The following is a 13,270-nucleotide window of genomic DNA, read 5'->3' as shown; positions in this document are numbered from 1 at the left end:
CACGGGTGGCTCTTCGGTCACCCATGTGAGGTTCGCTCGGGCAGCGGACGCCACAAGTCCGGACCGGGATCACCGCCAGGGACGACGATCGCCAGCCGCGTCAGGAAGTGCTGCCACCCATCAGCGTGTCCGGGCAGTTGCGCATCGGGAAGATCGGAATGTGTCAGATCCACTCTGGTTCCGCCATCGATCCGGGTGAGCCGGAAGTCGACTGTGGACGCCCCGGAGGGAAGATCCTCACTACCGGCGACGCCCCAGGAGACCATCACCCGGGTGGGTCGTTCGACGTGCAGGTAGCGACCACGGATCGGATAGCCGGCGATGTCGACCGCGAACATTCCATCGGGGCGCGGATCGAGTTCGGCATGCTCCCCCATCCACGCCGTCACCCCATCGGCCGTGGTCAGGTAGTCGTACACGACATCGGGCGGAGCCGCGATATCGATGGACGTCTGGTACTCAGCCACGCGGAGCCTCCCCACGCCCCTCGACGGCTGCCTTGAGCGCAGACAGCTGCTGCGGCCAGAAGTCGTCCAGGTACGACTTCACCGCGGCCAATCCGTCGGTGCTCACCACGTACAGATGCCTGGTGCCCTCCCTCTGAACCGACGCCAGGCCGGCCTCACGGAGCACGCCGAGATGATGCGATGTCGTCTGCTGCGAGAGTCCGACGGCATCGGCGATAGCGCCGACCGCTCGGGGATGAGCGCGGATCGAGTCCAGAATGGTGCGGCGATTGGCGTCGGCCAGGGCACGAAGCGCGCCGTCGAGCCGAGGATCTGGTGCTGCACCCATCGCGACCTCCTGTGTGTACCGTCACGATAATACAAATCATCGCTTGTACTCAAGATCATGAGTATCTCGGTGTGATCGCACGCGTCATACCCACTACCGCAATGGCACCATCGCCGCGCGCTACCGACCCAGCTCGAGCGAGTCGAGCACCTCGTACCGGGGTGCGCCTCCCGGACCCCCTCCGAGGTACGAGGCGACGAGCGCGATCTCCTCGGCCACCCAGTCCGGTCCGCGGTACACCGCGAGCGCCCGGGCAGCGGTTGCCATCGCCGAGGGCCCCAGGGCCTCCCGGTCGCCTCGGCGCCGAGATCGCCCCGCAGGTCCTCCAGGAGCAGCCCGCCTGGAAGACCGTGCGACGGTCAGGTGCGGCCGCGGGCGCCGGGAGCCTCCCTCCTCGGTCAGGTAGGGAGCCCGGGCACATGCGCCCATGAGCTCGGTCAGTGCGGGCACCTCCCCCGCCAGCCCGATCCACAACGACCGCTCGCTGAACGAACCGGAACCGGACAGCCGCAGGTGCAGGGGCGCCGTCGTGGTGGCCTCCTCGGCGAGGGCCTCGCGGACGTCGGAGGCTGCGCCGTCGGGAATCTCGCCGTAGAACGCAAGAGTGATGTGCAGGTTCTCTCGCGGGACGCGTCGCAGGGCGGGCGGGCCCGAGTGTGCGGGCCCCATCACACCGGAGAGCGCCGCCTCGAGATGGTCGAGGACGTGCTCAGGTGGCCACAGCGCCGCGAAGAGCCTCATCGTTCCTCCTCCTCCCGCCGCCGAATCCGCACGCTCTCCCTGATCGCCCACACGACCAGGCCCACCAGGACGAGTGTGGCCGCGGCGCCGACCACGATCTGCCAGACGGGGACGCCGGGCAGTGCCTCCGGGCGTTCCACCCGGACCTGAGCGAAGGTGGCGTCCAGCACGGTGGCGGCGGCGGTCACGGTCACGCTCCCGGTGCAGCCGCCGGAACCGTCCGGCAGGCACAGGGTCAGGCTCGCATTCGTGCTCACCGCCAGATGCAGGCCGACCGCACTCGCACCGTCGGCGCTCTGGTCGTCACGACCGGTGGCCACCACCTCGATCGCTCCGCCGCCGCTCACGGCGGCTCCCACCAGGTCCGCGGCAGCGGCCAGCCCGGGAAACTGCGCGGTGAGTGCGTCCAGGACGTCGGAGCTGGTCAGTTCTCGCGTCGTGTCGACCTGCGGATCGGCTCCCACCCGCTCCCCGAACACCTCCAGGCCGCTCACCTGCCGATCGATATGCGCCTCGCCCTCAGGTGCGAGCGCCACGGCGGCCGAGATTGTGCCGATGTCCAGTACCCGCGTCCCGAGTACGTCCACGCTTCCGCCCTCGACGGCGGAGCGTGCGCTGAGCTCGGCATCCTCCACTCGCGCCGTGTGGGAGTTGACCTGCCTGAACGTGAGGACACTGCCGATCGCGTAGGGTCCGACCGCCTCACCGTCGGTACCCTCGGGGCTCGTCGGGGTCTGCGCCTCCACCCCGCGCACCTCGACCCCGTCGACAGCGGCCTCACCGGTGAGTATGTCGACGAGCCCGGACAGGGCGCCAGCCGCCCCGTCGACCCTGACGTCCCACTCGAGGTCTGCCACGACGGCGTCCACAGCAAGGGCGTGCGCCAAGCCGCCGGTGCTCGCGTGCGCCGGCGGAGCCCCGCTGGCAAGCATGCCTCCGACCGTGAGGATCGCCGTCGCGACCCACGCCCGGGATCGCGCACGAGACCGGGATCGTTTCATCCATCCGAGCCTACCCGGCGGCCGTAGGCTGATCGGGTGCGTTCCCTCGACGACCGCCGCGCCACCTACCTGCGCCTGGGCACGGGTGAGCTGGCCGCGTCGGCGGCGTTCGCCGTCGCCTACCTGCTCCTACGGGACCGGTTCACCGGGGACGAGCAACTCGCTCTCGGTGCGGCGTTGACCCCGCTGCTGCTGATCCTGGTGCAGGCAGGGTTCTATTGGTTGCTCGCACGCCACTGGATGGGGGTCAGGGTGATGCCGCCGGCGCTGGCCGGTGCCTACTCCGCGTTGCGGTGGATCAATCCAATCGTGCTGGCTGTCAGTCTCGGGGTGCTGGTCTGGCACGCATCGACAATCGGCACCGCGGTGCTGGGTGCCGGCCTGTGGCTGTTCGCGGTGATCGAGCACCTGAACTACTACGTCATCCGGTTGGCCTACCCGGCGTCGCAGTGGCTGTCTGGTGTGGGTCAGCGCCGCACCCCACAGTTGATGAACGACGTCCGTGAAGGCCGTGAACCGGATCGTTCGGAGGGGCAGCGATGAGCGAGCCACGGCCTAGCCCCGACGGGCTGCAGCGCCGGCGGCGCAGGCTCGCGGGGTGGGGATAGCGCAGGCCGGGTGGGTAGCCGGATCGACCCGGCGATCGTCTCGGCCCCGTTCATCTCCACCTTCGTCGACACCGGGTAGGTGCCGTACTTCTCGATCGCGAAGCTGATCCTGGGGATCTGACGAGAAGTCTTCCCCGCAGCGCGCTCGCCGCTACGAGATCATTCCTCCTGCCAGGCCACCTGCACGTCCGCGCGCGCGGCGGTGGACTCGATGAGCTCGGCGTTGCGGGCGTCGGAACCGTCGGTGAAGGCGAGCGCTCGCTCCATGGTCTTGCCGTTGGCCAGGTGGCGTGCGAGCAACCGTACACGCCGGCTCGCTGGATCGGCGGCCAGGAACCATGTCTCGTCCACGATCCGGCTCACCTCGTCCCAAGGCACGGTGTCTGCGAGCAGGTAGTTGCCCTCGGTGAGCACCACCCGCACATCCGGCGCCACGGGGACGGCGCTGCCGATCGGCTCCTCGATCGAGCCCCGTACGTAGCGCGGGGCGTAGATCACCCCATCACCGGGCCCCTGGTCCCGCAGCCGGCGCAGCAGCGCTACGTAGCCGTGGGCGTCAAAGGTGTCGATGGCGCCTTTGCGGTCGGCCCGTCCGAGGCGTTCGAGCTCAGCCTGGGCGAGGTGGAAGCCGTCCATGCCAACGACGGCGGAGCTCATCCCATGCACATCAAGCTCACGTTGGAGGGCATCGGTGAGGGTGGACTTCCCGGAACCGGGGGCGCCGACGATCCCAACGATGATTCGCGTATCCCGGGCGAGCGCCCGTTCCAGGAGCCGTTCGGTGAGGCTGGACACTCGGCTCGGGGCCGCGGCGAGCTGAAGGGACACACGAGTTCCTGTGGGGTGGATTCAACGGTGGGCGTGCCGCTGAGCGCGAGCGGAGGCATACAGGCACAGGGTGGCTGCCATGGCGAGGTTGAGGGACTCGGCGTGCCCGTGGATCGGGATACGGACGACGGCATCGGCCAGGTCGCGCTCATGGCCTGCCAGACCGTGCGCCTCGTTGCCGAAGATCCACAGTGTCGGCCGGGCGAGATGGGGACCTTCAGTGGAGTCGGCAGCACCAGTGGCATCGCCGGCCTGGGCAGCGCCGCCGGCCACGGTGACCTCCGCAGCATCAGCGAGCTGGTCCAGGTCGTGGTCACCGGAACCGTCAGCGGCGAGAACCTGCAGACCTGCCTCCCGAGCGAGAGCGATCGTCTCTGCGAGGTCGGCGCCCGTGGCTGTGGGCAGGTGGAAGAGTGATCCCACGGTGGATCGCACGACCTTCGGGTTGTGCACATCGACACTGCCGTGAGTGAGTACGCAGGCGTCGGCACCGGCGGCGTCGGCGGCCCGGATCACGGTGCCCGCGTTGCCTGGGTCGCGCACGTGGTGCAGCAGTGCCACGAGCTGCGGGCGCGCTGCGATGACCTCGTCGGTGCCGACGGCGCGGTGGCGGAGGACGGCCACGACGCCTTGGGCGTCGTCGCTCATAGCGGCGAGCACCTCGGGCGCGGCGAGATGAGTGTGCAAACTCACCGACTCAGCGGCATCGGTGATCTCCGGGTACCGCTGAGCAGCATCGACGGTCAAGTAGAGGTCACGCACCTGCTCGGGCGCGAAGCGCACAGCCTCACGTACCCCTTGCGGCCCCTCGACCAGGAACTGTCCGCGCCGCGCGCGAACGGACGCCTGCGCCAGCGCCCGTACGGCACGCACCCGGTCAGACTTGGGGTTGGTCACGTCGGCGGTCACACGCGCCAGTATCCCGTGGGGATGGAAGCCGTGGCCAATCCGCACAGCGCCAGCCACGTCACGCAGCGATCGGGCGCACTGTGACTTCGGCCCCGCTCGGCCGGTAGAAGCGCCATCGACCCTCACGACGCTCGATCGTGATGCTCATCTGATGGACCCAGTCATGATGATGCCAGCACAACAACACACCATGCTTGGTGTCGGTCGGCCCGTTCTGCTCGTACCACCAGATCGAATGGTGGATCTCTCCCCGCCCTGGCGGTGCATGACACCCGGGATACTGACACTTCCGATCTCGTGCGATCACCGCCCGCGTCTGACCTCGCGAGAACAGCCGCCTCGCCCGGCCCGCATCGAGCACTTCCGACTCCGGACCGAAGATCACCCGGTGGAACTCACTCTCACAGACCAGCCTCGCCAGCAACGCCGGCGGGATCGGAGTCTGATCGGCCAGCGAAGCCGGCTCAGCACCACGCATCACCTCCGGATCGAGGATCGTGCGGATCACGACACCCTCCAACGGGTCGCCGCTGTCCCCTCGCGTTCCCCCGTGGACCGCTCCGACTCGTACTCCGACGCCATCGGTGCCGGCGTCTGCGTTGCCTGTCCCCACTGAGCCCACGTGGGAGGTGTCCGACCCGCGCCACGTGCTGATGCCCGAGCCGCTGCTCACCGCACCGCCGACCGAGGCACGGGGTCCTGGGTCCAGGCCCGGCACGGGCGACGTAGCGGCCCGTGCAGGATTGGTTGCTTCGATCAGCCGTTCCAGCGTGTCGATCGGCACGGTCACTGCGATCTGCGGACGCACCCGAGCCCCTGGTGCCAGCTGCCCTGAGTCCAGCATCTCCCGCGCTACGTCGACCAGCGCGGCCGCTCGTCGTTGCGACGGCCTGCGCTCATCCCCGGCCGCCGGTACACCCATCCGAGCAGTGAGCATCTCATCAAGCACCGCGCCGCTGACGTCTCCCAGCCAGCCTCGGTACGCCCAACCACCCATGGTGCGCGAGAGAAACATGTGCTCGGTCGCTGAGTCCTCCACCCATTCCCGGTCCGCCGCCTCGGGATCAGCAGCCACGGCCCAGGCCTTGACGACCTTCACGAACGCCGTCGCATCCATCTTCCGGGCGTGGGTGAGCAAGAACTCCTCTCCCAGCTCGGCATCCCGCAATTGGTCGCGCAGCTGCTGCGTCCGCGTGGCGTGACGTGACAACGCCTGCAGGTGATCACCACTGATCTCTCCCGCCGCCAACGCCCGGCCCGATGCGGGCAGGTCATCACGCACGTCCCGTGCGACCTTCACCTCCTGGCGGGCGCTGACCTGGTGGCGTCCCGTCCGCATCGCCCACCACGAGGAGAAGGTGCGCGCGCCACTGAGCGCCCATCCGCCGTCGGCCTCCATCGTCCGCGCAGCGTTCACCGACAGCGCCTCCTGCACCCGGCCGAGTTCCTCCACCAGGTTCACCATCCGCGGCAGGTCGAACGAATCCACCTCATCCAGCAGGTCCGCCTGAGCAAGTTCTCGCGCCTCACTGACGAGAGCCTCCAGGCGCGACAGGGCCGACAGGGCCGTTCGCTGCGGCTCCATCGTCTGCGTCATGAGGCTCCCTCCGTGGAGACCAGTATGGAACGTCTGTTCGACTTGGTCAAGCCGTACCTGGGTCGCCTGGCCCCCGCGGTGCGTGACCTCGGGCCCTCCAGGCGGCGAAAGGCACACCCGCGGATCCACACGAGAACGGCGCCCCACCCGCCGTGCGGATGGGACGCCGTCGTGGAGCGCCGTGAGGACCCGCGAAGGTCAGACGTCGTAGCGGTCCAGGTCCATGACCTTGGACCATGCTGCGACGAAGTCACGGACGAACTTCTCCTGCGCATCGTCAGCCGCATAGACCTCGGCCAGGGCGCGCAGCTCCGAGTTGGAACCAAACACGAGATCCACGCGGCTGCCAGTCCACAACGACGCGCCCGAGACGTCGTCGTAGCACTGGAACGTGGTGGCGGTGTGCCCCTCCCCGTCGACCGGCCTCCAGCTGCGGTCCAGATCGAGCAGATTCACGAAGAAGTCGTTGGTGAGCTGACCGGGGCGATCGGTGAGCACGCCGGTGGACGTACCACCGGTGGTGGCGCCGAGCACCCGCAGTCCGCCCACCAGTACTGTCATCTCCGGTGCAGTGAGTGAGAGCAGATTCGCGCGGTCGATGAGGTGATACTCCGCCGGCAGCTCCGCGTCGGGCCCGACCCAGTTACGGAAGCCGTCCGTGACCGGCTCGAGGTAGCCGAACTGCTCGAGGTCGGTCTGCTCCTGAGTGGCATCCACCCGGCCCGGGGTGAAGGGCACCGCCACGGGAGTACCGGCGTCTGCAGCCGCCTTCTCGATCGCTGCCACGCCACCGAGCACCACCAGGTCCGCCAGCGACACGTGCGAGCCGAAGCCCGCCTGCACCCCGCGCAGGGCGTCGAGCACGCCAGCAAGCTCGGCCGGATCGTTGACGGCCCAGCCGTTCTGCGGCTCCAGCGCGATACGCGCGCCGTTCGCCCCGCCGCGCTTGTCGCTGACGCGGTGCGTGGATGCCGAGGCCCACGCGGCCTTGATCAGAGCCGACGCCGGCTGACCGGTGGCCAGGATCTGCTCCTTCAGCGTGGCGACGTCGGCCTCACTGAGGGTGTAGTCACCGCGCTCGGGCAGCGGGTCCTGCCAGGAGAAGACCTCCTCCGGTACCTCAGGGCCGAGATAGCGCTGGATCGGTCCCATGTCGCGGTGGGTGAGCTTGTACCAGGCGCGGGCGAAAGCGTCGGCGAGCTCCTCCGGGTGGTCCAGCCACCGGCGGGTGATCTGCTCGAAGCCCGGGTCCATACGCATGGTCAGGTCCGTCGTCAGCATCGTGGGCCGGTGCGTGACACCCTCACGGTGAGCGTCAGGGATCGTCTCCGGAGCGTCCTTGGCCACCCATTGGTAAGCGCCCGCGGGGCTCTGCGTCAGTTCCCACTCGAAGCCGTAGAGGTTCTGCAGGAACTCATGGCCCCACCGGGTCGGGGTGGAGGTCCAGGTCACCTCGATACCGGAGGTCAGGCTGTCCGCACCCTTCCCGGTACCGTGCCCGTTGGCCCAGCCCAGGCCCTGCGCCTCCAGCGGCGCACCCTCCGGCTCTGGACCCTGCTTGTCGTCGGGGTGCGCACCGTGGGTCTTGCCGAAGGTGTGGCCGCCGACGATCAATGCGGCCGTCTCCTCGTCCGTCATCGCCATCCGCCGGAAGGTCAGGCGAATGTCGTGCGCGGCCGCCACCGGGTCCGGCTTCCCTTCCGGCCCCTCCGGGTTCACGTAGATCAGGCCCATGTGCGTGGCACCGAGCGAACGGTCCAGCACCCGCTCACCGGTGTCGGTGGTGATGCGCGTGTCGCTGCCCAGCCACTCGACCTCGGTGCCCCAGTAGGCCTCATCCTCGGGCTCCCAGACGTCCTCACGACCGCCCGCGAACCCGAGCGTCTTGAACCCCATGGACTCCAGCGCCACGTTCCCCGCGAGGATCATCAGATCCGCCCAGGAGAGCTTCTTGCCGTACTTCTTCTTCACCGGCCACAGCACCCGGCGCGCCTTGTCCAGGTTGCCGTTGTCAGGCCACGAATTCAGCGGCGCGAACCGCTGCTGCCCCTGGCTCGCGCCACCGCGGCCATCGCTCACCCGGTAGGTACCCGCCGAGTGCCAGGCCATCCGGATCATCAGCGGGCCGTAGTGGCCGAAGTCCGCCGGCCAGAAACTCTTGGAGTCGGTGAGAACCTCGGCGATGTCCGCCTTGACCGACGCCAGGTCGAGGCTGGAGAACTCGGTCGCGTAGTCGAAGCCCTCGTCCATCGGGTCGATGACATCGGCGTGCTTGGCGAGCAGCTTGACGTTGAGCCGATTCGGCCACCAGTGCCGGTTCTGGTCACCCCCGGTCGGGTGCGGCAGACCGTCATGTGCGACGGGGCAGGCGGTGATCGTGTCGTTCTCGGGCATGGATACCTCTCGTGGCAGGGACACAGGCTGGCGGGCTGGAGCCGCCGGACAGATCAACCCTATGCGCTTCCCCCGACAGCCCGTCATGTCCATTCGGCTCGCTCAACGCCCCCTGGGCAAACTGGCCACCCAGCCGTCATCTGCCGTTCGTTGACGGCGCGCTATGGCGATGTCACCGTAGTCCGCGAGCGACGGAAGGAGCACCTCAATGGTCGCCAGCTCGGTCCTATGGATCGCCCTGCTCGCCCTGGGTGCTGTCGTCCTCGTCAGCGTGACAGTGGTGACGGTGATCCTGCTCGCGCGCAATCGGAGCACCCCGGAACCGCAGCGACACGAACCGCCGCGAGGGCAGCGCCCCTAGCCGCCCGGAGGCATTCACCCGCCACCTCGCGGCGTGCGTCAGCGTCCCGACGGGAGGCTAACCACGGTCCACTACGTAGACATGCAGTCTCGTATTGTGGGTCGCCTGTCATTCGATGTGCGGTGCCGGACATGTATATGTGTCAGCGCACCATCGAACACAGGAGAAATGATGAGGTTCCATCGTGCCGTCGGCGCCCTGGCAGCGGGCGATCCTGGCCCCTTTCACCAAGCGAGCGGAGCATTCAGATGCATAGACGATCAGTGAGTCGTAGCCGGCTGCTCACACCCGTCGTGCTGCTCACGCTCGTCGCGTGCACGGGGACCGGATCTGGTCACGACGCACCGCTGCCGAACTCGGACGAGTCCAGTACTACCGGGGCCGACCCGCAGACCCTCTCGCTCCATGTCTTGGACGCGCCTCCCGGGTACGAGCGCGACGGCGTAGTGCAGGATCTGTCCAGCGACTGGAGCAACGTTCTGATCGCCGACGACGGGTGCACCCTCGCCGCACGCGGTGTGACCGCCGACGGCGTCACACCCGACCTGCGTGCCGCCTCCATCGAGCAGGTCCAGGCGGTGGCCAGCACCGACGGCGCCGGCACCCCGGAAGCGACCGACCTGGAGATGGTCACCAGCGGTGCCGGTGAGGGCAACGACCCGGCGCACACCCTGATGTTCGTCAGCTCCGACTGGACCACAGATGACCAGGCCGTCCGCGGCCTGGCCCGGGTGACGAACGTCCAGCACTACGACGGCTCGCAGTCCAGCCAGACGCTCGCCCTGCGCTTCTCCTGCCCAGGCGAGGAGATCGACGAGGCGGAATGGGAGACGGTCGCCTCTGTCATCCGGCCCGTGATGCACGGTCAGGTCGACCCGGACGATCCGTGGGCAGGAACCGCCGGCTGACGATCGGGTCCACCGAACCACAGCACGACGGCGCCCCTTCCGCAGAACGGAAGGGGCGCCGTCGTGAGTGTGATCAGCGGAGCTGATCAGCTGCTTCAGGCAGCCGGGGTCTTCGGCGCGTTGACGTCCTCCGGCAGCGCGGCCTTGGCCTGCGCGACCAGGGCGTTGAACGCCACGGAGTCGTTCACGGCGAGGTCGGCGAGCACGCGACGGTCAACCTCGACACCCGCGGCCTTGAGGCCCTGGATGAGGCGGTTGTACGTCAGGCCCTCAGCCCTCGCTGCAGCGTTGATCCGCTGGATCCACAGGCGACGGAAGTCGCCCTTCTTGGCCCGGCGGTCCCGGTAGGAATAGGTCAGCGAGTGAGTGACCTGCTCCTTGGCCTTGCGGTAGAGCCGGGAGCGCTGCCCGCGGTAGCCGCTCGCGCGCTCCAGGGTTGTCCGGCGCTTCTTCTGGGCGTTGACCGCCCGCTTGACGCGTGCCACGTCGTACTCCTTGTGTCGGGGGTCGGCGTTACTTGCCGAGCAGCTTCTTGATGTTCTTCGCGTCGGCCGGGGCGACCACGACGTCGTTCACGAGCCGCCGCGACTGACGCTTCGGACGCTCCTGGAACTTGTGGACGTGGCGGGCCCGCTGGCGCATGACCTTCCCGGATCCGGTGAGCCGGAAGCGCTTCTTGGCACCGGAGTTCGTCTTGTTCTTCGGCATCGTTCCCTCTTCTTCTCTGTGGACGGCTGCGTCAGCCTGCGCTGGCAGCGTCCTCGGCGTCCTGATCCTTACGGCGACGCTGTTCGTTACGGGCCTCGGACTTCTTCTTGTTCGGACCAAGCACCATCGTCATGTTGCGCCCGTCCTGGCGGGGCACACTCTCCACGTGACCGAGCTCGGCCACGTCGTCGGCCAGGCGCTGCAGCAGCCGCATGCCCATCTCCGGGCGAGACTGCTCACGGCCGCGGAACATAATCATCACCTTGACCTTGTCCCCGCCCTTGAGGAACCGCTCGACGTGGCCCTTCTTGGTGCCGTAGTCGTGCGGGTCGATCTTGAGCCGGAACCGGATCTCCTTGAGGACCGTGTTGGCCTGGTTCCGTCGCGCGTCGCGCGCCTTCATGTCGGCCTCGTACTTGTACTTGCCGAAATCCATGAGCTTGCACACGGGCGGACGAGCGTTCGGGGCGACCTCGACCAGGTCGAGATCAGCCTCTTGCGCAAGTCGGAGGGCGTCCTCGACCCGCACGACGCCGACCTGCTCGCCGCCCGGTCCGACCAGACGCACCTCGGATACGCGGATCCGATCGTTGATACGGGGCTCGCTGATGTGGTGCTCCTCACCTGAGATGGACGTCAGTTCACCGTCGCCATGAAAAAGCCTCCGGGCGACGTGCGCACGGAGGCTACAGGTGACGCCGTACCCGGGGGTACGACGGAGGAACGATGTTCCTCGACCTGAACCCGGGCTCTGTCGTCCCGGCCTGAGCCGGTCCAGTCGAGCAAGGGTGGGAGTGTCTCCGCTTGCACATCGATCTGCTCTGTCACACCTACACATTCAGGCGGAACACACCAGACCGATCGGTCAGCGTCCAGGATAGCACGCACTCCGGCACCAGCCGGAAGTGCCAGGGACTGCGATCTCGCTCACGGATACGCCCGGACCTGCAGTTCGAAGGAGTCCACCCGGTCGGTGGCGGTCTCGTCCGCGGCGAGCACCTGCCCGGCAGCCGCGACGATCTGGTCCACCTGCCCCCGGTCAAGCCCGGCGGGCAGGCCGAGCACCACCCGGATCTCGGCCTGACGCCCGGGCTCGACCCGTACCGCGGCCACCTCAGGGAGGGCCTCCACGACCCTCTCGACGGCGGCCCTCACCTCGGGGTCCTCGCTCGCCGGGGTCCATGGTCGCTGTTGCGCCAGCGCCCACACCGCCGGCCGCGGGATCAGCACCGTGTCCGGTCCGCCCGGGTCCAGCACCAGCAAACCGTCGGCGTCGGAGGCCGCCGCGAGCGCCGCCCGTGGCGCTTCCACCGGGATGGGCCGGGCGTCCTGACGCCACCGCGCCAGCGCGGCCATGCTGGAGAACACCGGGATGGCCGAACGACCGTCGGGAGCGGCCACGGTCACCATCGCGGCCGAGGCCGACTTCTCCCCCGCGATCCCGTCGGCACCGGGTTCGGCCATCTCCTCCACCTGGGCGACCACGGGCACCAGCACCCGGACCTGAGCCAGCGCCGCGACCACGGCCGGCAGCCGGTGCGCCGCGTCGGCCCCGAGTGCTGCTGCCAGTGGTCCGGGCACGCTGCCATCGTCACCGGCGTACGGCGAGGTGGGTGGCAACGCACGCCCGGGCGGCTGAGGCGCCGGTGCGCCGTCGCAATCGTGGGAGTCGATCACGGCCTCCCGGCCACGTCCAGTGCCTGCGGGAGGGTGAAAGCTCCGGCGTAGAGCGCCTTGCCCACGATCGCACCTTCGACTCCGGCGTCGGTAAGCGTGCGCAGTGCCTCCAGATCCGCGAGGCTCGACACGCCTCCGGAGGCGACCACGGGCGCGTCAGTGGTCTCGCAGACCTGCCGCAGCAGGTCGAGGTTCGGGCCCTTGAGGGTGCCGTCCTTGGTCACGTCGGTGACCACATAACGCGAACAGCCATCGGCATCCAGGCGCGCGAGTACCTCCCACAGGTCACCGCCCTCGCGGGTCCAGCCACGTGCGGCCAATGTCGAACCGCGCACGTCCAGACCCACGGCGATCCGGTCGCCGTGCCTGGCGATCGCGCCCGCTGTCCACTCCGGGTTCTCCAGCGCCGCGGTCCCGAGGTTCACGCGGCGGCATCCCGTCGCCAGTGCGCGTTCGAGGGAGTCGTCATCGCGGATGCCGCCGGAGAGCTCGACGTCCACATCCAGCGCTCCCACCACCTCGGCCAGCAACTCGGCATTGGACCCGCGCCCGAATGCCGCATCCAGGTCGACCAGGTGGATCCACTCCGCACCATCGGACTGCCACGCCATCGCGGCGTCCATCGGGGCGCCGTAGTGGGTCTCGGACCCGGCCTCGCCCTGGACCAGGCGCACGGCCTGGCCGTCGGCGACGTCAACGGCGGGAAGCAGCTGCAAACGGGTGGTCACGAGTGGTGGCCTTTC

General features: G+C 68.7%; 16 protein-coding genes. 3 read left to right on the top strand and 13 right to left on the bottom strand.

What is annotated here, in order from left to right; translation table 11 throughout:
* Positions 1 to 17: 17 nt before the first annotated feature.
* From IM660_RS08110 to IM660_RS08095, 4 genes are all read right to left on the bottom strand, one after another.
* Positions 18 to 467, bottom strand: coding sequence for an SRPBCC family protein (locus IM660_RS08110; RefSeq protein WP_193498823.1), 450 nt, complete (start codon positions 465 to 467; stop codon positions 18 to 20).
* On the bottom strand, positions 460 to 795 hold the full coding sequence (locus IM660_RS08105; protein WP_193498822.1) for an ArsR/SmtB family transcription factor: 336 nt from the start codon (positions 793 to 795) through the stop codon (positions 460 to 462). The genes IM660_RS08110 and IM660_RS08105 overlap by 8 nt, the downstream gene beginning before the upstream one ends.
* 120 nt (positions 796 to 915) lie before the next feature.
* A complete protein-coding gene (gene thpR / locus IM660_RS08100; RefSeq protein WP_193498821.1) occupies positions 916 to 1,536 on the bottom strand; it encodes an RNA 2',3'-cyclic phosphodiesterase in 621 nt (206 codons plus the stop codon).
* Positions 1,533 to 2,537 carry a hypothetical protein gene (locus IM660_RS08095; protein ID WP_193498820.1) on the bottom strand — a complete coding sequence of 335 codons (1,005 nt, stop codon included), beginning with the start codon at positions 2,535 to 2,537 and terminating at the stop codon, positions 1,533 to 1,535. The genes thpR and IM660_RS08095 overlap by 4 nt, the downstream gene beginning before the upstream one ends.
* A gap of 36 nt (positions 2,538 to 2,573) precedes the next feature.
* Between IM660_RS08095 and IM660_RS08090 the strand changes: the two genes are divergently transcribed.
* Positions 2,574 to 3,080, top strand: coding sequence for a hypothetical protein (locus IM660_RS08090; RefSeq protein ID WP_193498819.1), 507 nt, complete (start codon positions 2,574 to 2,576; stop codon positions 3,078 to 3,080).
* Positions 3,081 to 3,304: 224 nt separating this feature from the next.
* Here IM660_RS08090 and IM660_RS08085 read toward each other — a convergent pair whose 3' ends face one another.
* The 4 genes from IM660_RS08085 to katG all read right to left on the bottom strand — a co-directional run bounded on the left by IM660_RS08085 (position 3,305) and on the right by katG (position 8,873).
* Positions 3,305 to 3,973, bottom strand: a complete 669-nt coding sequence (locus tag IM660_RS08085; RefSeq protein WP_246465215.1) for a nucleoside/nucleotide kinase family protein — start codon at positions 3,971 to 3,973, stop codon at positions 3,305 to 3,307.
* A gap of 21 nt (positions 3,974 to 3,994) precedes the next feature.
* Complete coding sequence (locus IM660_RS08080; protein ID WP_425503870.1) at positions 3,995 to 4,882, bottom strand: TrmH family RNA methyltransferase; 888 nt, start codon at positions 4,880 to 4,882, stop codon at positions 3,995 to 3,997.
* Between the two features lie 58 nt (positions 4,883 to 4,940).
* Positions 4,941 to 6,479, bottom strand: a complete 1,539-nt coding sequence (locus IM660_RS08075) for an HNH endonuclease signature motif containing protein (protein WP_193498818.1) — start codon at positions 6,477 to 6,479, stop codon at positions 4,941 to 4,943.
* Positions 6,480 to 6,677: 198 nt separating this feature from the next.
* Complete coding sequence (katG, locus tag IM660_RS08070) at positions 6,678 to 8,873, bottom strand: catalase/peroxidase HPI (RefSeq protein ID WP_193498817.1); 2,196 nt, start codon at positions 8,871 to 8,873, stop codon at positions 6,678 to 6,680.
* A 208-nt stretch (positions 8,874 to 9,081) separates the two neighbouring features.
* On the opposite strand from katG, the gene IM660_RS08065 reads away from it, so the two are divergent.
* Both IM660_RS08065 and IM660_RS08060 read left to right on the top strand, forming a co-directional pair.
* Positions 9,082 to 9,234, top strand: coding sequence for a hypothetical protein (locus IM660_RS08065; protein ID WP_193498816.1), 153 nt, complete (start codon positions 9,082 to 9,084; stop codon positions 9,232 to 9,234).
* A 248-nt stretch (positions 9,235 to 9,482) separates the two neighbouring features.
* Positions 9,483 to 10,142, top strand: coding sequence for a hypothetical protein (locus IM660_RS08060; RefSeq protein ID WP_193498815.1), 660 nt, complete (start codon positions 9,483 to 9,485; stop codon positions 10,140 to 10,142).
* Positions 10,143 to 10,237: 95 nt separating this feature from the next.
* Here the strand turns inward: IM660_RS08060 and rplT are convergent, their stop codons facing one another.
* The 5 genes from rplT to priA all read right to left on the bottom strand — a co-directional run bounded on the left by rplT (position 10,238) and on the right by priA (position 13,255).
* Complete coding sequence (gene rplT / locus IM660_RS08055) at positions 10,238 to 10,627, bottom strand: 50S ribosomal protein L20 (RefSeq protein WP_193498814.1); 390 nt, start codon at positions 10,625 to 10,627, stop codon at positions 10,238 to 10,240.
* Between the two features lie 28 nt (positions 10,628 to 10,655).
* Complete coding sequence (gene rpmI / locus IM660_RS08050; RefSeq protein ID WP_193498813.1) at positions 10,656 to 10,850, bottom strand: 50S ribosomal protein L35; 195 nt, start codon at positions 10,848 to 10,850, stop codon at positions 10,656 to 10,658.
* 31 nt (positions 10,851 to 10,881) lie between these two features.
* The gene (infC, locus tag IM660_RS08045) at positions 10,882 to 11,418 is read right to left on the bottom strand and encodes a translation initiation factor IF-3 (RefSeq protein ID WP_246465214.1); all 537 of its coding nucleotides are present in this window, start codon (positions 11,416 to 11,418) and stop codon (positions 10,882 to 10,884) included.
* A gap of 359 nt (positions 11,419 to 11,777) precedes the next feature.
* Positions 11,778 to 12,431: an SseB family protein gene (locus IM660_RS08040; RefSeq protein ID WP_246465213.1), complete on the bottom strand. Its 654-nt coding sequence runs from the start codon at positions 12,429 to 12,431 to the stop codon at positions 11,778 to 11,780.
* Between the two features lie 92 nt (positions 12,432 to 12,523).
* On the bottom strand, positions 12,524 to 13,255 hold the full coding sequence (gene priA / locus IM660_RS08035) for a bifunctional 1-(5-phosphoribosyl)-5-((5-phosphoribosylamino)methylideneamino)imidazole-4-carboxamide isomerase/phosphoribosylanthranilate isomerase PriA (RefSeq protein ID WP_193498812.1): 732 nt from the start codon (positions 13,253 to 13,255) through the stop codon (positions 12,524 to 12,526).
* Positions 13,256 to 13,270: the final 15 nt, after the last annotated feature.

The organism is Ruania alkalisoli (genome assembly GCF_014960965.1).
GTDB classification, from domain to species: Bacteria; Actinomycetota; Actinomycetes; order Actinomycetales; family Beutenbergiaceae; genus Ruania; species Ruania alkalisoli.
This window is presented reverse-complemented; position numbering and strand designations above follow the sequence as displayed.